This window comes from Acidobacteriota bacterium, assembly GCA_020853395.1.
Classification (GTDB): domain Bacteria; phylum Acidobacteriota; class Vicinamibacteria; order Vicinamibacterales; family SCN-69-37; genus JADYYY01.
Map to the genome: position 1 here is coordinate 152975 of JADYYY010000010.1, position 21493 is coordinate 174467.

Below are 21493 nucleotides of genomic sequence, written 5' to 3' on the forward strand. Positions count from 1 at the left end.
TCCAGAGAGGGCTTGCGCGCTTACTTCGCGACCGTCTCCGTCTCCGGCTCCGACTTCTTCCCGAGGCCCTGGATCTGGATCCCGGTCGCGATTTGCGGTTTCGGCTCCTTCAACACCACCTGGCGGTAGAGCTCGGCCATCTTCTCGTGTTCGTGCTGCGCCTTGCGGGCGCGCAGCTTCTCCTCACGAGCGTTCTTGGCGATGCCCTTCTCGTCGAGATCCGTCTGGCGGCCCTTGGCGACCGCTTCGGCGTCGAGCTGGAGCGAGTGCGCGGTCGAGTCGAGCGCCACCTTCTTGCCTCCAGCCACGATCTCGTGCCGGCCGTGCTCCTCGTACCACTTCGTGAGCGTCGCCGTCATGTGCATCTTCTCGACGATGTTCCGCCAGCCGATGCCGGTGTTGTAGGCGCAGAAGCTGATCTCCCCTTCCTGCGTCGCGTACGGGATGATGCAGCGCTCGGTGCGGCGGAAGTCGTAGTTGAAGAGGTCCTGGAACCACATGCCCGCGATGAACAGGAAGTTCCAGCGATCGGCGCGGCGGATCTCGATGTCCTTGTCGGTGCGATCGCCCTCGACCCTGCCGTACTTGCCCTGACGCGCGCCCTTCGTGGCGCCGAACGTCTTGTCGAACTTCTTCAGCAGGTCGGCGAGCTTGAAGTGCGTGGGCGATTGGAACGGGTCGTAGTTCTTCATGAGCGCGAGCGCCATGCCGAGGACCGACATCCCGCGTCCCCGCGCGGCGTCGTTGACCTTCGCGATGTCCTTGGCGAGCTGTTCGCCCTTGAGGAAGGCGGTCACGGGCACGGCTTCCTTGGTCTCCTTGTCGACCATGATCGCCATGCCGACGCCGCAGTTCGGGTGGCAACCGCACGAGAGCTGCCCGAACTCCGCCTGCGGCCCGTGCACGAGGTCGGCCCAGTCGCCGAACGTGCCCATGAACGAGATCGGGAACCAGTCGCGCACCGGCTCGCCGAGGCCGGTCTGCTTCTTCACGTCGTGCGCGAGGTGCGAGAGCGTATAGCGCTGCGCGTGCCGGCGCTCGTCCGTGATCTCCTCGTCGCGGCCGGTGAACGACACCGGCTGGAACGACAGGAAGGAGATGCGCTTCGGGTTGTCGAGCGCGAACTGGATGATGCGGCCGACCTGCTCGTTGTTCACGCCGTTGACGATCGTCGTCACGGGCACGATGTCGACGCCGGCGCGCCACAGGTTCTCGATCGCCCGCAGCTTGACGTCGAACAGGTTGCCGACCAGCCGGTGCGAGTTCGCGGCATTGCCGATCCCGTCGAACTGGAGGTAGGCGTAGCGCAGGCCGGCTTCCGCGGCGGCTTTCGCGAACTCCGGGCTCTTCGCGAACTCGATGCCGTTCGTCGCGGCCTGGACCGAGTTGTAGCCGACCTTGCGCGAGTACCGCACGGCGTCGAGGAAGTACGGCGACAGCGTGGGCTCGCCGCCCGAGAACTGCACCGACATCTGCCGCCGCGGCTTGATCGTGATCGCGTTGTCGAGCATGGTCTTGATCTCTTCCCAGCTCAACTCGTGCACGAACCCGACCTGGTTCGCGTCCATGAAGCACGGATCGCACATCATGTTGCAGCGGTTCGTCAGGTCGATCGTCAGCACCGCGCCGCGCCCGTACTTGATGGTCGACGAGCCGTGGTTGTGCAGCTTCTCGTCGTTGTGCGCCCGGATGTCGGAGCCGGGGAACGACTCCTCCAGGTGCTTGAAGAACGCCGGATCGATGGCCATCACGTCCTCGAAGTGGCCGTGGATCGGGCAGTCCTTCACCATCATGATCTTGCCGTCGCGCTCGACGATGGTCGCCTTGATCTCGCCGATCTTCTCGGTGAGCAGCACCTTGTAGTCGCGCTTCCCGTCGAGGATCTCCTGCCGCGCCTCGCGCACGCAGACCGGGCAGAGCGAGTCGGTCTCGCGCGGCCAGCCCAGCGGCGGCTTGACCTTCTGCCACGACTTCAGCAGCGGCTTCTCGGACCACGTCGGCGTGAACGACGCATTCGGTCGAATGCTGTTCAGCGCGTCGTAGACGACCCAGGCGCCCTTGGCCGCGACAGTCAGACCCTTCTCGAGGTACTTGACGGGCTTGTGCATACACCTCCGCGACGGAAAGGGATCGAAGCCCAAGACGGCCTCCAGCCCCTGTCGTCGATGCGAGGATAGTCGCGGACCCGTGGGGCGGCTACACAATTGTCTTCAACGGGCCGTAGCCGGGGGTGAGCTGGCAGGACGGACCGCTGAACGGCCCGCTGGCTACTTTGGCTTCAACACCAAACCGTTCAACGACTTACGGCCGGCTGGAGCCCGGGCCGGCGGCGCCGGAGAGCGTAGGCGACCCGAACTGCGAGCAGCACGGCCAGCACGGCGCCCCAAAGCAGCGGCTCCCGGATGTCCGCTTTCTGTCCCCACGCGAAGTGGACCACCCCCGTGAATGCGGCGACGTAGGCGAGCCGGTGCAACTGCTGCCACCGCCGGCCGAGCCGCCGCATCATCGCCGCCGTGGACGTCAGCGCGAGCGCGACCAGCAGCACGAACGTGAACATGCCGGCGGTGATGAACGGCCGCTCGGCGACGTCCTCCCAGATGGCACCCACGTCGCCCAGGTGGTTGAAGACGACGTAGATCAGCAGGTGCACGGCGGCATACGTGAACGACCAGAGCCCGGTCATCCGGCGGACGAGCTGAATCCGGTTCCACCCGGTCATCCGTCGCACCGGGGTGACCGCCAGCGTGATGAGCAGGATCGCCAGCGCATCACGCCCCGTCTCGTGGAGCATCGTCTCGACCGGATTCGGGCCCAGCCCGCCATCCCAGTCGAGCACGAGATCGGGCGCGAGCAGCGGGACGAGGAGCGGGGCGACCTGCCACACGAGGTACGCGAGCGGCGTCGCGCAGGCGACGAAGACGAGCCAGTAGAAGGCCCGGACCAGCCACGGCAGCGACGCGCGTCGAACCACGGGACTAGAAGTTCTTCACCAGATCGAGATTCGTGTACAGCCCGCCGACCTCGTCCGCGTAGCCGTTGAACAACTGTGTCGGCGTGCTGGCGAAGAGGCTCGGTAGCCGGCGCTCACGCGCCTGGCTCCAGCGCGGATGCGGCACGTTCGGGTTCACGTTGGCGTAGAAGCCGTACTCGTCCGGCGCCGACAGCGCCCAGGTCGTCCTGGGCATCTGGTCGGTGAACCGAATGCGCACGATCGACTTGCCGCTCTTGAACCCGTACTTCCATGGGATGTGGATCCGGAGCGGCGCGCCGTTCTGATTCGGCAGCACGTTGCCGTAGAGGCCGACCACCATGAAGGCCAGCGGGTGCATCGCCTCCTTCATCTCCAGCCCCTCGACGTACGGCCAGTCGAGGATGTTGCTCCGCTGGCCTGGCATCTGCTCGGGCCGCAGCAGGGTCGTGAACTCGACGAACTTGGCCGACGGCGCCGGCTGAACCTTGCTCAGCACGCTCGAGAGCGGCACGCCGATCCACGGGATGACCATCGACCAGGCTTCGACGCAGCGATGCCGATAGACCCGCTCCTCGAGCGCCTTGAAATCGACCAGGTCCTCGACGCCGTAGTTGCCGGGCTTGCCGACCATACCGTCCACTGTGACGGTCCAGGGCTTGACGACCAGTTGGCCGGCGTACGCGGCCGGATCGCTCTTCTCGAGGCCGAACTCGTAGAAGTTGTTGTAGGTCGTGATGTCTCGAAACGAGTTCAGCTTGTCGGAGGCGACGTACTTCGGGTTGCGGGTCGCGTTGAGCGCCGAGGGCGCCGCCTGCTCGGCCGTCGCGGCGCAGGCCTCGAGCGAGGTGGCCGCCACGGCCACGGCGCCGGCCGCGACGCTCTTCATGAACTCGCGGCGAGACCGGTAGACCGCCTCGGGCGTGACGTCCGAGTACGGCAGCTCCGATGGCCGTTTCACTCGCAGCAGCATGGGCCCTCCAGAATTGTGATCCGGCGGCGCAGGATCGTTCTACTTTACGCCGCGACACGGTGCGGGTGTTTCGGTGCTTTTTCGGATGGCGCGCCCGCAGCGAATGGCATAATACGAAGCCGTGTCGACACAGGCTTCTTCTCCGATTTCGCCGGCCACGACGGATCTCGCCGCGAGCTTGCGGCACAAGCTGCAGTCGCGCACGGCGCAGGTCGGGGTCGTCGGCCTCGGCTACGTCGGCTTGCCGCTGGCGGTCGAGCTGGCACGGGCCGGCTTCCGCGCGGTGGGCATCGACCTCGACCAGCGCAAGGTCGATCTGATCAATCAGGGCGAGTCCTACATCCAGGACGTCTCGACGGCCGACGTCGCGCGGTTCCGCGAAGCGGGACGGCTGAGCGCGACCACGGACCGCGCCGTCGTCCAGGAGCTGGACACGCTGAACATCTGCGTGCCGACGCCGCTGAACAAGACGAAGGACCCGGACCTTTCCTATGTGGTGTCGGCGGTCGAGATGATCGCGGAGTACCTGAGGCCCGGCCAGCTCGTCGTCCTGGAATCGACCACGTATCCAGGCACGACCGACGAGGTCGTCTCGCCCATTCTCGAACGGCGCGGGTTCAAGGCGGGCCGCGATTTCTTCCTCGCCTTCTCGCCGGAGCGCGTGGATCCCGGCAACGAGAAGTGGAACACGAGGAACGTGCCCAAAGTCGTCGGCGGCATGACGCCGACCTGCACGGAGCTCGCCAGCACGCTCTATCGCGCCTCGATCGACAGCGTCGTGCCGGTCAGCTCGCCGCGCGTCGCCGAGATGGTCAAGCTGCTCGAGAACACGTTTCGCGCGGTGAACATCGGTCTCGTCAACGAGCTGGCGTTGATGTGCGATCGGCTGGGCTTGAGCGTATGGGAAGTCGTCGACGCGGCGGCGACCAAGCCGTTCGGCTTCATGCCCTTTTATCCGGGCCCGGGCCTCGGCGGCCACTGCATTCCGATCGACCCCTTCTACCTCTCCTGGAAGGTCAAGGAGGTCGGCTTCGAGGCGCGGTTCATCGAGCTCGCCGGCCACGTGAACGGGGCGATGCCGCACCACGTCGTGGACAAGGTCGCCGAGGCGCTCAACGCCCACCGCAAGGCGATCAACGGCTCGTCGATCCTCGTGCTCGGCGTCTCCTACAAGCGGGACATCGACGACCTGCGCGAATCGCCGGCGCTCGACATCATGGCGGCCCTGGCACAGAAAGGCGGCCGGATCGTCTACCACGACCCCTACGTCGAGCGCATCGCGGCGCGTGACTGGCCGGGCGGGATCGATCTGGTCTCGGTGCCGCTGACGCCGCAGTCGCTGGCCGAGGCCGACTGCGCCGTGATCGTCACCGATCATCGGGCGTTCAACTACGACGAGATCGTGCGGCACGCACGGCTCATCGTCGACTCGAGGAACGCCATCAAGCGTGCCGCCGATCACATCTTCAAGCTCGGAGCGCCGTCAGCCGCACGGTCCTGAGCTCTCGATCCATCTCGCTCGAGGCACGCCGACGGCGGGCGCGTCATCGGTGTGGGTGCGATGGCGCTCGTGGTCGGGATGCTGGCGGCCCATCCCCCGGCGGCGCGCGCGCGAGTCGCGTTGATCCGCTCGTCACACTGCGGCACGACTAGGTCGCGAACGCCAATGTCTTACGTCGCGACCGCTTGAATTCGCTGCTCCGGCGTGCCCTGCCAAAACGAATCCGGTGGTTGCGATCTCGGGTTCGGACCTCCGCGCCGTTCACGGCAATCGAGCGAGCTCCGCCCGCGCATCCCGGAGAAGCGCCAGATCCGCGTCGGCGTTCTTCCACAACGTCAGCAGATCATTGTAGGCACTCTTCGCTTTCACGGTGTCACCCGACTGTGCGAGCGCCCGCGCCAACTGCAGCCGCGCCAGCGCCGTCATCGGATCGACGAGCGTGATGTAAGGATGATCGATGATGCGCTGAAACTCGGCGGCAGCGTCCGCGGGCTGGCGCGCGGCGAGGTAGGCCAGACCGCGGACGTAGATCGGATAAAGGCCGCCGAAGCGCCCGACGAAACCGAGGCGACCGAGGGCGAGATCGTACCGCGACGAGATCTGCAGCGCCTGGATCGCCGCTGCCGAATCGCCATTGCTCAGGGAGGACAGCGCGCGCAGCACCGGCAGATACATGAATTGCACCGATGTATCTTCGGGGAACTTGCGGGCGAGGTTCTCAGCCAGGGCGCGTGACTGCGGCACGTCACCGGAAAGGGCGAGCGCAAAGGCCGCCGCGTAGTCCACGTCTCGAAACTTGCCCAGGGCGAGCGCTCTGCCGGCACCTTGCCTCGCAGCCGTCGCATTCCCGTAGAACGCTTCCCACACAGCTCGTGCCGCCTCGAACATGCCGGCTCGTTCACGTCGACCCGACTGCTGCGCGATCTCGACCGGCACCGCAGATATTCGTCGGGCGTCTTGCAGACGGCCCGAACGAGCGAGGGCGAGCGCCTCCAAGTGCGGCATGAAGTCCTGCAAGTCAGAGTTCTTCTTCGCCTCGGTTCCCGTCCGTGTGATCGCGTCCGCATCGCCTTTCAAGAAGGCAACCAGGTAGGGAATCAGCACCAGCTCACTGTTGTCGATGTTGCGTTCTGTCGCGCGCTGCACCGTGAGCAGGGCATCGTCAGGACGATTCGCCAGGAGTTGATTCCGTGCCCGGCTGGAGTACGCGTTCGGTGAGTCGGGGTCCAGCGCGATGGTCTTGTCGGTCTGGGCAATCGCGCGCTCGTGCTGGCCGGTGCTGCTCAGCGCCAGACCCGCAGGCAAGTTGGTCGCATTGTCATCGCGAGGGTAATCCTGCGCCCACGCTTCCAGCGTCTGGAGTTCCCGTTCCATGTTACCGGTGACGTCGCGGTGGTACAGCGTGTCGATGTAGTAGCGTTCGACGTTGCTGGCTCGATGGCGAAGTTCGTACGCCCTGAGCAGGCTCTGCCGCGCCAGCGCCGATTCACCCACGGCACTGAAGCGGAATCCCAGGTGCGCGTGCGCCATGGCAAATTCCGGATCGAGTTCGATCGCGCGCTGGAGCAACGGTATGCGCCGCGATCCGTTCACCGCCATCCCCGCGCTATAGGCTTTCAGTGCGTCGAGGGAGGTGGTCGTGGCTTCCTCGAGCGGCATCGAATGCTCTTCGATGGTGGCGAGCGATTCGCCAACGCGCGTTCGGAATTGCGTGGCAATGACGCTGAGCGTGCCCAACACATCTTCTTTCTTTGCCGCCTGCGCCTGCTCGTTGGCCAGGATGTCGCCGCTCGTGCAGCTGGTCGCGCGGAGACCCAGGACGTACTGGCTGCCGAGCATCGCGATCGACCCTTCCAGCACGGCGGCGCTGGCCGTCCTCACGCACACACCGAGCGCCAGCTGAGGAGTCAATCTCGCGTCGGCCGACTGGTTCATCAGAAGCAGCGTTCTGCGGACGCGCTCGGTCGAGATCAGGCGGAGGAACGGCGACTGCTGAAGCTGCACGGCCAGTCCCTGTCGCAGCGTTTCATCGAAGACCGCGTCACCGGTCGTGTTGGTGAACTCCCCGAGGATGATCGTGTCCGTGTCGGTGAGCGTCGCCGCGCGCGGCCGATAGATCCATCCGGCGATCACCGCCACCACCACGGTCGCCGCAGCTGCGGCCGGCAGCCACCGGCGTTGCGCCGCCGGCCCCGCGACGGTCGACCGGGTCAGCCGCTCGAGATCGATGCGCAGGTCGGCCGCATGCTGATAACGAAGCTCGCGATCCTCGTCGAGACACTTCGCGATGATCGGCTCCAGCTCGGAATCGCCAAGGCTTCGCCGGCCGGCCGAAGAGGGTCGCGTGCCGCTGATCATCTCGTAGAGCACCATGCCGGCACTCCAGATGTCGGCACGGTGATCGACGACCTCGCCACCGGCCTGCTCCGGCGACATGTAAGCCGCGGTACCGACCACCACGCCCTGACGTGTGCCGACGACGGTGGTGGCGTCGACCGCGTGATGCGGCTGCGTTCGCATCTTCGCGACGCCGAAGTCGAGCACCTTCAGGTGATCGCGCGATCCGATGAACAGGTTGGCCGGTTTGATGTCACGGTGGATCACGCCGGCTCGATGCGCGGCGTCCAGCGCATCAGCGAGCTGCGTTCCGAGGCGCAGCACGGCGTCCCGCCGGAGTGGGCCCGCAGCCAAACGATCCTTCAGCGTCTGGCCTTCCAGGTACTCCATGGCGATGAACGACCGCCCGCCTTGTTCGCCGATGTCGTAGATGGTGCAGATATGTGGATGGTTCAGCGCCGACGCCGTCCGCGCTTCACGCTGGAATCGACCGAGCGCCTCCGCATCGGCCGCGAGACCTTCTGAAATGAACTTGAGCGCGACGGGACGATGCAGCCGCGTGTCTTCGGCTTTGTAGACAACCCCCATGCCGCCGACGCCGAGCTTCTCGACGATGCGGTAGTGAGAGAACGTCTGACCGATCAGCGGATCGCCGCCGCTGGACATCAAGCGGCGATTATATGCGCGGGACTCTCACTCCTGCCCAATGAGCTAATGTCCGTGGGGATAATCTGTAGAGATACTTCGGACAGATCCGGCCGGTTCACTGACTGCGCAGCACGCTCACCACGTCGGCGCGTGCGGCGCGTCGCATCGGTGCGTACGCGGCGAGCGCGGCAGCCGCGATCAACACGACAGCGGCGCCGCCGATCATCAACGGATCCATCGGCTGCACCTCGTACAACAGGCCGCGCAGGAAGCGCGCGCCGGCAACCGCGCCCGCGGCGCCGAGCAGTGCGCCGGAGCTGACAAGCCGACCCGCCTCAACCAGCACGAGTCGACGCACGTTCGCGCTGGTCGCACCCAGCACCAGCCGAACGGGGATCTCGCGATCCCGCTGCCGCACGTGCGTGGCCATCACGGAGTACAGACCCACGTCGCCGTACTCAAGCCGACGACGCGGCACGCCCGCCGGAGACTGACGCCGTGATCACGTTGGAGCAGGCCCACGGCGGCACGTTTCGCAGCGGGCCCCACCACCTTTCTTTTCCAGCACCGCTTTCAGCGCCTGAATGTCCAGCGCCTGCTCAGCGACCACGTGCTTCAATCGCCGGCTCTCGTCTTCGAGCTGCTTCACCCGCTGCCGCTCGCTCAGCTCCAGACCGCCGTGTTTCGCTTTCCACCGGTAGTACGTCTGCTCGGTGATCCCGTACGCGCGTGCCAGGTCGGGCGACGGTACAAGTCAGGATCCGGGCAGATGCCGCCGCAACGCGTCAGGCGTTGAACTTCCCCACATCGGCGCGGTACCGCCAGAGGTGGCTCTCGAAGCGGACGCCGTGCTTCCGAAGCACGTTGCGCACTTCGTCAGCCGCGCGGTTCATCTCGCCCTGGACCCGATAGGATTCCAGGTCGAAGTAGCAGCCGCCATAGCCTTCAGGGCATGGCCCGAATGCCGCCTGAACGATCGCAGAGCAATCGCCGGCCGGCCGGAGGCCGGTGTAGGCGGCCGATGCCGGATCCATGCCTGCCGCGCGCATCGCTTTCACGACTTCCGGCCAGACCCGCGCCCGCATGAGATGGTCCTTGGCGGCTGGGCTCAACTGGCCACGCACTGCCGTGATGGGCTTCGCCGGCACGCCGGCGACGATCGTGCGGGCCGGCACACGGCCCGTGATCAGGGAGTTGGCCAGGGCCTGCGAGCCGTCTTCCATCACGGTGCCGGGCGTGACGAGGCAGCCACCCGTGACCCAGACGTGGCGGCCGATCGTCACCGGTGCGAAGCTCGCCGTGTAGCCGTCCAGCACGTTCTGCCAATGGCTGTGCGTGTAGATCGAAACGCGAGGGCTGAGGCAACTGACGTCGCCGATCGTCACCGCGTGCGACGTGTTGATCAGACAATCGCTCGACACGAGACACGAATGCCCCACCGTCAGCGACGCCTCGGCGTTGAACGCGCCGCCCTGGCCGATCAGCACGCGGTTGACGAGAAACAGCATGTCGCCGAACCGGAGATGCCGGCACATGATGTCGTTGTCGTGGCCGAACAGACCGCCGACACCGACCACGAGCGACTCGGCCTGAATCACGGTGCGCGCGCCGAACCTACAGCCGCGCCCGACCTGGATGGAGGCGGCATAGATCGCCGCTCCCGGCTCGAACACCACATCGTCATCGACGAGCGCGCCGAACTGGCGATAGAGGCGGACCTTGAGATCGCTCGCCAAGTCCGCGAACCCACTGCCCGGCTTGCGGATGTCGGCGAGGAATGCCGGATCGAGTATTCCGGTGGCGGCCGGAGTCGCGGCTATCGAGGCAGCAGCGGCGACCGGCGGCCGAACGGCGGGCTCGGCGTCTCGTGGCGGCGCCTCCACTCGCGCTACCCCCTCGATTCGCGTTGACGGGTCCACGCGCGCCGGCGCCTCCACTCGTGTCGGCGCTTCCACTGGCGCCGCACCCTCGACTCGCGCCGACGCCCGCGGCAGCCCGGCGGACGGCGGACGGGCACCATCCGTCAACTGCCCGATTTCGGCGCCCACCGCCACGTCGTCACCTTCCGAGACCGCGAACCAGCAGTGCCCGTCAGCGGGAGACTCCACATCGAACGAGGCCTTCGTGGTCTCGATCACCGCGACGATGTCGCCGCGCGCGACGCGCTGACCAGGCTCGACGATGAGACGCGCCACGACGACGACGTCGTCGTTGACGCTGACGCGCGGGACGAGAATCGGCGTGACCGGATTCGACGATGGCATCGACGCGGGACTCGCGGCTCAGCGCCAGTAGCTGCGCAGCAGGGAGAATGGCTCGGCGGCGGGCATCATCATGCACTGCCCCCAGTAGTGCGCCCGCAGCCGCAAGTGCTCGAGCGACCGCGGATGGGGTGGATCGGGCGTCTGGCTGACGTAGCAGCGCATCGCCTCGATCTTCGTATCGAGGTAGTCGCTGATGTCGACGAAGTGGTTCGGTGAGAAGTTGTACGGCACGCCCCACTCGGTCTCGCTCGGCGTTTCGTACGCGAAGATCTGACGGATCGATCGAACCTTGCAGCGGGCGCCGACGAGCGCCGCATCCTGCGCGAGCCGATGATCGCGGTTGATGTCGCCGCGCCAGGGCACGTAGAGCACCGCCGGCTTCAACTCCTGCACGGCGCGCTCGATGGGCGCCGCGACGTCGACGAGCGACAGTTTGTCGAGCCCTTGGTCCGGCAACCCGACGAGCGTCCACGACGACAAGCCGAGCACTTCCGCCGAGGCGCGGCCTTCTCGCGACAGGAAATCGTCCGTCGCATCGGGATACCGCAGGCTCATCGCCTCACACAGCACGAGCGCGTGCACCTCGTCGCCCGCGGCGACATGCCGGGCGAGCGTACCGCCCAGGCCGAGCACCTCGTCATCGGGATGCGCGGCGACAACGAGCACGGGTCCAGCGGGCATGGTCATACGGTCGATGATCCTCCAGGCGCCGGCCCGATGCAAAAGCCGAACCCGGCGCAGCGCTGCTCGACGCGCCTGCAGATTTGACAGGCGGAGGCGTCGCTCTGGTGCAGTTGCCGGATTTCGGCCGCGAGAGTCGCCCTCCACGCCGACTCGCACCGGGGCCGCGCTGCGGCGATTCGCTGAGCCGGTGGTACACCGCTTGCCGATTCGGAAGACCAGGATGCCGTCACGTTTTTGTGTCGCGGCCGCGCGCGGCCTGATGGCCGCCGGAATCGTCGTGTCCTTGGCAGCGACGGCAGCGGCGACGCCGCTGACGCTCACCAATGCCGGGTTCGAGACCGACGAGCCGACGGCCGGGATGACCTTCAACGGGTTGCCGTCCACGACCGGACAGTGGGAGGGCGACGATTCCAGGCGCGTGACTGCGGAGCAGGGGATCGCGCCGTTCGAAGGCGAGGCGATGCTGCGCTTCCTCTCGAGCGCCAATCCCGCAGCCGGCTGGGGATGGGCGTCAGACGTCTGGCAACTCATCGACGCGGCGCCGGCGCAATCGGTCATTCAGGCCGGCGAGGCACTGGTCACGTTCTCCGCTCACTTCAATCGGATCGGCGGCAACACCGAGCCGCTGTTCTTCATCACGCTGCGCGCCTTCGGAGGCCTGCCAGCGGACTTCCCTCTCGCCGCCGAGTCGCCGCTCGCGACCGCGAACGCCTTCCTCACCTCGGACGACGACCCGAACACGTGGGAGCCGCTGAGCGTCACGCTGCTGCTCCCGCCGGGGACGACATTCATCGGCGTGCGTCTTGCCGCGAAGGAGACGATCGACGACACGCCCGTGCCGTTCGAGTTCCTGGGACACTACGCGGATGGGACCTCGCTCACGCTGACGCCGGTGCCGGAACCGGCGACCGCACTTCTCGTGCTCTCGGGCGCGGCAGGGCTCATCGCGCGACGCCGCCGCAGCCGTTCCGGGCAATTCTGAACGTCCGAGAATTCGGCGTCTCAGCGACATTCCTGTAATTTCGACACCCCCCTCTGACGTAACATCGTCGTCTCACACTGGGCGTTCGTCTTCCCCGCAGGGGAAACCCAATTCCTGATTTTGGCAGCTTTCTTGAGTTGCCGGTCCGGGCTGGGAAGATCCTCGGCCCGCGGTGTGTCACGACCGCGCAAGTACGAGCAAGAAAGTGGGAAGAAGAATGTCGAATTCCGATCGGAGCTGGTTCGCACACCGTTGCGCGAGAAGAGTGGGTTTCTGGGTGGCGGTGCTGTGCCTCGCGACGGCCGGGCCTGCTGCCGCCGCCAACTGGTACGTCGGCCCGCACGGGCGGGCCACCAATCCCGGAACCATGCTGGAGCCGCTGGATTTCGCCACCGCGGTCTCGGCTCAAAGCCCCGCGCGTGCTGGCGACACCGTCTGGCTGCTCGGCGGAACCTACGTCGGCACCTACATCGCGCGCGTGTCCGGCGCGCCGGCTGCGCCGATCACGTTCAGGCAGTATCCAGGACAACGCGCGACGCTCGACGGCGCGGGCTCGCCGCAGACCGTGCTGGAGATCTTCGGCAATTGGCTCGTGTTCTGGGGCTTCGAGATCACGAACTCGCACCCGGCGCGGCTGTCGAACGAGACGGGCCCGTGGCCGACCGATCTGACGCGCGGCCACGGCATCTTCGCCTGGGGCACCAATCTGAAGCTGGTCAACCTCGTCGTCCACGATCTGCAAAGCGGGCTCGGCCTGTGGACGGAGTCGGTCGGCAGCGAGGTCTACGGCAGCCTCTTCTACCACAACGGCTGGCAGGCGCCAGACGGTTCGCACGGGCACGGAATCTACACGCAGAACAAGACCGGGACGCGTCTCATCCGAGACAACATCACGTTCAATCAATTCAGCCACGGCATCCACGCGTACGGATCGAGCTCCGCCTTCTTGAACGACATCGTGCTCGAGGGCAACGTCGCGTTCAACAACGGCATCCTCGGGTCGAGCGGATTCGAACGGGATCTGCTCGTCGGCGGCGGCGTGGTCGCGCAGCGACCGGTGCTGAAGGAGAACTACACCTACGGCGGCGCCCAGAGCAATCTCGGCTATGCCGCCGGATGCGCGAGTGGCTCGGTCGTCGACAACTACCTCGTCGGCAGCACGCCCCTCATGCTCAAGTCGTGCGCGCCCGCGATGACGGGCAACCTGCTCTACAACCTGCAGGCCGCGCAGTGGGGATGGAGCGCGAGCGGATTCCAGCCGCAGAGCTACCCGCAGAACACGTTCCTGGCGCAGCGCCCCACGACCAACTTCGTCCGCGTGCGGCCGAACGCCTACGAGCCGGGCCGAGGACACGTCATCGTCTACAACTGGCAGCGGCTGGCGGAAGTCGCGGTCGATCTCGCGTCGCTGGGCCTCGAGCCCGGTGAGACGTTCGAAGTGCGCGACGCGCAGGACTTCTTCGGCCCGCCGGTCGCGGTGGGCACGTACGACGGGTCGCCCGTCCGGATCCCCATGGTGGGATTGCTGTTCGCCGCCCCGGTGGGCAACGTGCCGGTGACGCCGAGCCACACGAGCAGCGACTTCGGCGCGTTCGTGGTCGTCGGCACGACCGCCGGGAGCGTTGGCGCGCCATTGCCGGCGGCGTCGGCCCCGGCGATCTCGCCAGCGGGCGGGACGTTCACCGGCCCGGTCTCGGTCACGATGAGCGCGAGCGCGGGCGCGTCGATTCGCTACACCACCGATGGATCCGCGCCGACCTCGACGTCTTCTCTCTACGCGGGACCGTTCACGATCGCCGCGACCACGACCGTGCGCGCCCGCGCGTTCGCCGCGGGCATGACGGAGAGCCCGGTGACCGCTGCCGAGTTCTCGATCTCGACGCCAACGGTGGCGGCGCCGGTCATCACGCCGCCCGGTGGAACATTCAGCGCGCCGGTCAGCGTTGCGATCAGCTCCGCGACGTCCGGAGCCGCCATCCGGTACACGACGAACGGCGGCACTCCGACCGCCGACTCACCTCTCTACACCGCACCGTTCTCGGTGGCCAGCACCGCGACGATCCGCGCACAGGCGTTCGCGGCTGGCTCGACGCCGAGCTCGGTCACGAGCGTCACGATCACGATCTCCGTTCCGCAGGCGTCGCAGGCCGACAAGACGCGGCCGACGTTGACCACCCCGACCGTCGACGTGACCTCGACGAGCGCCACCGTGTCGTGGACGACCGACGAGGCGGCCGATTCGATGGTCAGGTTCATCGGGCTCTGCCCGAACGCCACCGGCGGATACGCGATCTGTGACACGCCCGTCGACGCCACGATGAGCACGCAGCACGCGGTGACGATTCAGGGCCTGCTGCCCAGCCGAACCTACACGTACCAGGCGTTCTCGAAGGACGCGGCCGGCAATGCCAACTGGACGCCGTACCTGTCGTTCCGGACGTCCGCGGCGGAGGCTCCGCCGGCCACGCCCACCGCGGCGACGCCGTCGATCACTCCGGGCGGCGGGACGTTCTCGGCGCCCGTCACGGTGAGCATCACGACCGCCACACCGGGAGCCGCCGTGCGGTACACGACCGATGGATCGGTGCCGACGACGAGCTCCGCGCTCTACGGCGGGCCGTTCGCGGTCTCCACGAGCACGACCATCAAGGCACGGACCTTCGCGGGCGGCTACCTGGACAGCGGAACCACCACGGCGCCGTTCGTGATCGCCAGCGCGCCGCCGCCGGCCGGCGGCTCGTCGGGATCGGGCGGCGCACCCGACAAGAGCAGCCCCGCCATCTCCAACGTGCAAATCGCCGACGTGACGACGCAGTCCGTGATCGTCACCTGGACGACGAATGAACCGTCGAATTCGATGATCCGGTTCATCGGGCTCTGTCCCGGCGCGACCGGCGGCTGGGCCGTGTGCGACTTGCCCGCCATTCCGGCGCTCGTGACGACGCACGTGGTCAGCGTCGCGAGCCTGATGCCGGATCGCGTGTACACCTATCAGTTGTATTCGAAGGATGCTGCCGGGAACGGGACCTGGTCGCAGTATCAGACGTTCAGGACGCCGCGGTAGGAAGGCGCCGCACGACGAAGACGCCGAAGACGGGCCCGGTGTGCCGGGGCCGGCGAGAAGCGACGCCCGCCGGCATCGCCGGCTCACGGCCGCTCATCGGCAGCATGACGGCCTGGCCCGTCCAGCGCGCGGCGAGCACGGGGGGCGCGAAGTAGTTCTGGACGTCGACGATCTCGAACGCATCCTGGTCGCGGAGAAACGCGCCGAGATCGACGGCGACGGTCGGACGCGCGTCCCAGTTGAAGACGACGAGCGACGCCCGATCGGGATCGAATCGATTGAGGCGCAGCCTCGTCACGAGGCCTTCACTCGGCGCCGTCTGGCGGTAGACGTTGTGGGGGCGGAGGAGCTCCCATTCGCCCATCGCGCCGATGAACGTGTTGCCCGTCATCTCCGGCTCACACTTGACGAGCATCAGCGGCGTCGGCGCGACGAAGTAGTTGTCGCGCACCACGCCGTCCTCGCACCCGGCCGCGTAGCCGAGGTTGTTCTGCGCGCCGAACGTCACGTTCTCCTCGAGCAGGGGCGCCACGGCGCGCCGGCCGCCGCCGAGCAGGATGTCCCGCTCGCCCCCGCTGGCCGCGATGGCGCCGTTGCCGAACACCACGTTGCCTCTGAGCTCGATGTGATCCAGCGAGGCCGCCGACGAGCCGTACGCGTGGATGCCGTGGCTGAACTGCCAGAACACGATGTTGTCGGCAATCTCTCGCACGCCCACGCGATTCTGCGTGTAGATGCCGTGCCCGTGCGCGCGGTCCGGCCCTTCCCACCCGTTGAAGAAGATCACGTTGCCGTACACGATGGTGTCGGACGCTTCCTCCCAGACGCCGAATCCGTCGCCCATGTCGTGCACGACCAGGTTGACGAACGCGTTGTTGGGTCCTTTGGCGAACACGCCGGCGCCGCGCCGGAGGTCTTCGGGCCACGGGCCCGCCTCGGCGACGTGACGGCGCCGATCCGAGTTCGTGATCTCGAAGTCCCGGAACGTCGTCCATCGGCCCAGCACCGTCAGCGCGGGCTTCGGCGACGGCTCGCTGTCGATGATCGCGCGCTCGCCCGGAAGCTGGCGGATGACGATCGGCGCCTCCGCCGTGCCCTGCAGCGTGCTCTCGAACGTGCCGCGGTACACGCCGCCGCGAAGCCAGACGGTGTCGCCTGGCCGCACCGGCCCTTCGTCGGACAGCGCGTCGCTCAGACGCAGCGGATCGTCAGAGGTGCCCGCAGCGTGCGGCCGGCCCGCTGGTGCAGCATAGAGCTGCCGATGACCGGCCGGCGTCCGCGCGGATCGCGGCGGCGCCGGGATCTCGAGGAGCGCGAACGCGCACACGAGCAGTCCGATGAGGGGTAATCGCGACGACAAACCCATCGCTTGACCGACGTCAGTTCGCGGTACGACCGGGCTGGGCAGATGAAGCAGGCAGGACGACGAGCGGCAAGAATTCCGGAGCCGTGGACTGCGGCACGGTCGGCACGGCCCCGATCGGCGCGGCTGGTGGTCGCGCCGTGGCCGGCACGCTGACCGGACGGCCCGCCGCATAGGTCCCCTTCAAGAGCGGCGCCCCGAAGAAGTCCTGCGCGTCGCGCAGCTCGAACGGTTCCCCGTCCCGCAGACCGCTGGCCGAGAGATCCACGTCGACCGAGGGTTGGCGATCCCAGTTCAGAACCGCCACGTGCGCCCGGCCCCGCACGTACTGGTTCGGCCGGACGCGCACGACCACGCCACGGGGCCGGCCGCGCTCGAACGTGTTCTGCGGGTGCGCGGTTGCGAACATCGGTTCCGAAACGAGAAACGTGTTGCCTCGAAGCTCCGGATCGCACTTGGCGAGCTGAAACGGCGTGGCGAAGTAGTTGTTTGTGATCGAGCCGCTCGTGCAGCCCGCGCCCATCCCGACGAGGCTGGGCGCGCGGCCATACATGACGTTGTCGGTCAGGATCGGGTTCTCGACGATCGACCCGCCGCCAATCAGCAGGTCGCGCTCCGCACCGCCGCGGCTGAGGGCGCCGTTGTTGAAGAAGATGTTGCCCTCGAGCGTCATGTTGTTGGTGGGATCGGTCGTGGAGGAGTACGCGATCACCCCGTGACTGAACTGATTGAAGATGAGGTTGTCCGCCAGCCGCCGGCGTCCCACGCGATTGTGGGTGTCGATCCCGTGCCCGTTGGCCGCCCCGTTCGGTCCTTCCCACCCGTTGGCATAGATGAGCGACCCGTACACCTCGGTGTCGATCGACTCCGACCCCACCTCGAACCCGCGGGTCATGTCGTGGACGATGAGGTCGATGAATCGAAGGTGGGATCCCTTCGTCGTGACGCCGGCGCCCCTGCTGAGGTCGCCCGGCCAGGCCACGGCCTCCTTGCTGCTCCGCCGCGGATCCGAGTTCGTGATCTCGAGGTCCCAGAACCAGATCCAGTCGCCGATCACGTGCAGCGCCGACTTGCCCGACGGTGCGCTGTCGATCGTGGCGCGCTCGCCCGGCGTGGCTCGGACCATGATGGGCGCGCCTTCCTGGCCTCGGATCGAGCTGACGAACTGCCCGCGGTACGTCCCGCCGCGCAACCAGATCGTGTCGCAGGGCCGCACGGGACTGCCGGCAGAGAGCGCGGTCGCCAGATCCATCGGCCGCTCGACGGCCCCGTCGTTGCCGGCGACGCCGTCGGGCGCCACGTGCCAGGCGCGGCCGGCCGCGCACGGTCCGTCGGTGGCCGACGGCTCGGCCGTCGCCGCACCGGGCGCCGAATCCGCCGACTGTCGGGACCCCATGCCGATCCACAGCGCCGCCAGGACACCCGCACCCGCCAACGCATACAACACGACGCGGCCGGCGCCGGTCGACTGACGACTCGACCGCCGTCCGGTGTGTGAATGCCTACCGGTGCCGTCCGACATGAGCATGTCCCCCGTCAACGAACAGACTGGATTGCGTTGAGATCGGCCCGGCGGGATGTTCCTTCACGAAACAACACCCGTGTGCACGACGGACCGCTCGCGCACGTGGGTCTGACAGGCGGATGCCCACCGAGGCGACAGATTAGCACAGCCAGGACGGGCGCCGAACTGCGCCCGGCCTCTGCGGAAGGATCGAGCCGCCGGCCTCAGGCCGGCATCGATTTCGGGGGAATGCCGCGCACGCGCGCGGCGAACATGGTCAACGGCGAGACGCCCTCGGACTTCCGAATCGGCCACGTGAGCTTCAGCTCGCCGTCGTTGACGACGAACTCGTCGTTCGTCAGCATGATCAGCGGCACGGCCGCGGCCGCCGGATCCGCGATCAGCCGGGCCTGCACCCGTCGCGCCCGGCGCAGCGAGTGCAACACGTCGAAGATGACCAGCACCGGCCGCTGGGCCGCGATCACTCGAATCGCCGCCTCGTCGGCGAAGGCCATCTCGCAGGTGAACCCGAGGCCGGTCAGCGCGTCGATCCGACGCAGCACGCTGATGAGCTGGTCGGACGCATGTCGCGATGGCGATCCCGTGTCCTGCGCCCGCCTGACGGCGTCGAGCACATGTTGATCGTCGAGCAGATAGAACAACCGGCAAGTCGGCTGGTCGGCCAGGTTCGCTTCCATGATGGCAGCCCTCGTACTGCGTCATGGGAACGTGTCTCAAGTCCGATGCCAATGCTGACGAACATGTCACGTCGATCAACTAGCCTGCGGCGCGGTCACGCCGCGATGACGGCGATGCCGGACCTCGGCGGCGCTTACAAAGTTGGGTGCCGGCAGACAGATCTGCGCCGCGGTTGCGCGGCGATCCGGCCGCTGCACTGGGGCGGTTCTGGACTACACTAACCTCGACGTTCTGCAGCCGATCGTCAGCACCCACACTTCACGGTCCCGGATGCCGCCCACCGACGCGCAGCAGATCTTCCAGAGTCCCGGTCGCTGCGCAGTCATCGGCGAGGTGGCGCAGACGCACGATGGCAGCCTCGGGCTCGCCCACGCGTTCATCGACGCGATCGCTGCGGCGGGCGCCGACGCGGTCAAGTTCCAGACGCACATCGCGTCGGCCGAGAGCACGATCGACGAGCCGTGGCGCGTGCGATTCAGCCTGCAGGACGAGACGCGCTACGCCTACTGGCGCCGCATGGAGTTCTCCGAGACGGCATGGGCCGGTCTCGCAGCCCACGCGCGGGAGCGCGGCCTCGCCTTCATCAGCTCGCCCTTCTCGATTGCCGCGGTGGACCTGCTCGCGCGGATCGGGGTCGATGCCTGGAAGATCGCGTCCGGAGAGGTCACGCATCACGCGCTGCTCGATCGACTGGCGCGTACGCCGGCCCCGGTCCTGCTCTCGTCCGGGCTGTCGACCGTCGACGAACTGGGGGCGGCGGTGCACCGGCTGCGCGGCCACGGGTTGCCCGTCACGGTGCTGCAGACGACGTCCGAGTACCCCTGTCCGCCTGAGCGCGTCGGGTTGAATCTGCTCGCGGAGTACCGCGAGCGCTTCGGCTGTCCGGTCGGTCTCTCCGATCATTCCGGCGCCATCTACGCCGGGCTGGCGGCCGTCACGCTCGGCGCCGCCGTGCTCGAAGTCCACGTGACGCTCAGCCGCGAGATGTTCGGCCCCGACGTGCCCGCATCCATCACGACCGCCGAACTGCGATCGCTCGTCGACGGCACGCGGCAGATCGAACGGATGCTCGCGCACCCCGTCGACAAGGACGCCGCCGCCGCGCGCCTCGCCGGCATGCGCGCGCTCTTCACGCGCAGCATCGCGCTCGTGGAGGATCTGCCGGCCGGCGCGATCCTCGCCTCCGAGCATCTGACGCTGAAGAAGCCCGGGACCGGCCTGCCGGCCGACGGGCTCTCTGCGCTCGTGGGACGCCGGCTCCGGCACGCGGTGCCGGCGCATCGCCTCCTGCAGGAATCCGATCTCGAACCGGGAGCTGCCCTCGTATGAAGCGACGTGTGTGTGTGGTCGTGACGGCGCGTCCGAGCTACAGCCGCATCAAGACAGCCTTGCGGGCGATTGCCGCCCACCCCGATCTCGAGCTCCAGCTCGTCGTCGCCGCCTCCGCGCTGCTCGACCGCTATGGCGACGTGTCGAAGCTGATCGAAGCCGACGGCTTCCGCGTCGACGCGCGCGTCTTCATCGTGCTCGAAGGCGAGACGCCGACCGCGATGGCCAAGAGCACGGGGCTGGGCCTGCTCGAGCTGGCCACCGTGTTCGACAACCTCCGGCCGCACGTCGTGGTCTCCGTGGCGGATCGCTATGAGACGCTCGCCACGGCCGTGGCCGCCGCCTACATGAACATCCCCGTCGCCCACGTTCAGGGCGGCGAAGTCACCGGCTCGATCGACGAGAAGGTCCGCCACGCCGTCACCAAGCTCGCCGACGTTCACCTCGTCTCGTGCGAGCCGGCGGCTGCCCGCGTCGTCCGCATGGGCGAAGAGCCCGGCACCGTGCACGTGACCGGCTGTCCGTCGATCGACATCGCGATGGAGATGCTCCAGAACCCGCAGATCGACTTCGAGCCGGTCGCCCGGTACGGCGGCGTCGGCGCGCCGCTCGATCTCGCCGCCCCCTACGTCGTCGTCATGCAGCACCCGGTGACGACCGAGTACGACGACGCGCGCCATCAGGTGCTCGAAACGCTTCATGCGGTCAACGGATCCGACATGCCGGCGCTCTGGTTCTGGCCCAACGTCGATGCTGGATCCGACGGCACGTCCGGCGGCATCCGGGCGTTTCGCGAAGAGCAGCGTCCCGCGCACATCCGGTTCTTCAAGAACATGTCGCCGGTCGACTTCCTGAAGGTGCTCTACAACTGCCGGTGCCTCATCGGCAACTCGAGCGTCGGCATCCGCGAGTGCTCGTTTCTCGGCGTGCCGGTCATCAACATCGGCAGCCGTCAGAGCGGCCGCGATCGCGGCCGGAACGTGATCGACGTCGACTACGATCGCCATGCGATCAGCGACGCGCTTGCCACGCATCTCGCGAACGGCGGCCGCTATCCCTCGGATCCCCTGTACGGCACCGGCCGTGCCGGGGAACGGATCGCGGACTGCCTCGCTGCCACGCAACTGACCTCCAGCAAGCGCCTGACGTACTGACGGGCTGGATGGCCGTCGCCTGG

At 67.5% G+C, this 21493-nt stretch carries 16 protein-coding genes; 5 read left to right on the forward strand and 11 right to left on the reverse strand.

What is annotated here, in order from left to right:
- Positions 1-20: 20 nt before the first annotated feature.
- The 3 genes from IT184_09335 to msrP all read right to left on the reverse strand — a co-directional run bounded on the left by IT184_09335 (position 21) and on the right by msrP (position 3941).
- Positions 21-2108, reverse strand: a complete 2088-nt coding sequence (locus tag IT184_09335) for a radical SAM protein (GenBank protein ID MCC7009005.1) — start codon at positions 2106-2108, stop codon at positions 21-23.
- A 185-nt stretch (positions 2109-2293) separates the two neighbouring features.
- Entirely contained in the window at positions 2294-2791 is a 498-nt protein-coding gene (locus IT184_09340) for a sulfoxide reductase heme-binding subunit YedZ (protein ID MCC7009006.1), read from the reverse strand.
- Between the two features lie 184 nt (positions 2792-2975).
- Positions 2976-3941, reverse strand: a complete 966-nt coding sequence (msrP, locus tag IT184_09345) for a protein-methionine-sulfoxide reductase catalytic subunit MsrP (protein MCC7009007.1) — start codon at positions 3939-3941, stop codon at positions 2976-2978.
- Positions 3942-4086: 145 nt separating this feature from the next.
- Here msrP and IT184_09350 point away from each other — a divergent pair, with 145 nt between their 5' ends.
- Positions 4087-5442 carry a nucleotide sugar dehydrogenase gene (locus IT184_09350; GenBank protein MCC7009008.1) on the forward strand — a complete coding sequence of 452 codons (1356 nt, stop codon included), beginning with the start codon at positions 4087-4089 and terminating at the stop codon, positions 5440-5442.
- Positions 5443-5703: 261 nt separating this feature from the next.
- Here IT184_09350 and IT184_09355 read toward each other — a convergent pair whose 3' ends face one another.
- The 5 genes from IT184_09355 to IT184_09375 all read right to left on the reverse strand — a co-directional run bounded on the left by IT184_09355 (position 5704) and on the right by IT184_09375 (position 11378).
- Positions 5704-8445, reverse strand: coding sequence for a protein kinase (locus IT184_09355; protein MCC7009009.1), 2742 nt, complete (start codon positions 8443-8445; stop codon positions 5704-5706).
- A 97-nt stretch (positions 8446-8542) separates the two neighbouring features.
- Entirely contained in the window at positions 8543-8860 is a 318-nt protein-coding gene (locus IT184_09360) for an FtsX-like permease family protein (protein ID MCC7009010.1), read from the reverse strand.
- A 69-nt stretch (positions 8861-8929) separates the two neighbouring features.
- Positions 8930-9163, reverse strand: coding sequence for a transposase (locus IT184_09365; GenBank protein MCC7009011.1), 234 nt, complete (start codon positions 9161-9163; stop codon positions 8930-8932).
- Between the two features lie 49 nt (positions 9164-9212).
- A complete protein-coding gene (locus IT184_09370; GenBank protein MCC7009012.1) occupies positions 9213-10691 on the reverse strand; it encodes a hypothetical protein in 1479 nt (492 codons plus the stop codon).
- An 18-nt stretch (positions 10692-10709) separates the two neighbouring features.
- On the reverse strand, positions 10710-11378 hold the full coding sequence (locus tag IT184_09375; GenBank protein MCC7009013.1) for a PIG-L family deacetylase: 669 nt from the start codon (positions 11376-11378) through the stop codon (positions 10710-10712).
- Positions 11379-11595: 217 nt separating this feature from the next.
- Between IT184_09375 and IT184_09380 the strand changes: the two genes are divergently transcribed.
- Positions 11596-12357, forward strand: coding sequence for a PEP-CTERM sorting domain-containing protein (locus IT184_09380; GenBank protein MCC7009014.1), 762 nt, complete (start codon positions 11596-11598; stop codon positions 12355-12357).
- Positions 12358-12634: 277 nt separating this feature from the next.
- Complete coding sequence (locus IT184_09385) at positions 12635-15421, forward strand: chitobiase/beta-hexosaminidase C-terminal domain-containing protein (protein MCC7009015.1); 2787 nt, start codon at positions 12635-12637, stop codon at positions 15419-15421.
- On the opposite strand, the gene IT184_09390 is transcribed toward IT184_09385, so the two are convergent.
- The 3 genes from IT184_09390 to IT184_09400 all read right to left on the reverse strand — a co-directional run bounded on the left by IT184_09390 (position 15405) and on the right by IT184_09400 (position 18986).
- Positions 15405-16787 carry a right-handed parallel beta-helix repeat-containing protein gene (locus IT184_09390; protein ID MCC7009016.1) on the reverse strand — a complete coding sequence of 461 codons (1383 nt, stop codon included), beginning with the start codon at positions 16785-16787 and terminating at the stop codon, positions 15405-15407. The genes IT184_09385 and IT184_09390 overlap by 17 nt on opposite strands.
- Positions 16788-16800: 13 nt before the next feature.
- On the reverse strand, positions 16801-18231 hold the full coding sequence (locus tag IT184_09395; protein MCC7009017.1) for a hypothetical protein: 1431 nt from the start codon (positions 18229-18231) through the stop codon (positions 16801-16803).
- Positions 18232-18512: 281 nt separating this feature from the next.
- The gene (locus IT184_09400) at positions 18513-18986 is read right to left on the reverse strand and encodes a hypothetical protein (protein MCC7009018.1); all 474 of its coding nucleotides are present in this window, start codon (positions 18984-18986) and stop codon (positions 18513-18515) included.
- A 271-nt stretch (positions 18987-19257) separates the two neighbouring features.
- Between IT184_09400 and IT184_09405 the strand changes: the two genes are divergently transcribed.
- Positions 19258-20316, forward strand: coding sequence for an N-acetylneuraminate synthase family protein (locus IT184_09405; protein MCC7009019.1), 1059 nt, complete (start codon positions 19258-19260; stop codon positions 20314-20316).
- Positions 20313-21470, forward strand: a complete 1158-nt coding sequence (gene neuC, locus IT184_09410) for a UDP-N-acetylglucosamine 2-epimerase (hydrolyzing) (protein MCC7009020.1) — start codon at positions 20313-20315, stop codon at positions 21468-21470. The genes IT184_09405 and neuC overlap by 4 nt, the downstream gene beginning before the upstream one ends.
- Positions 21471-21493 lie beyond the last annotated feature (23 nt).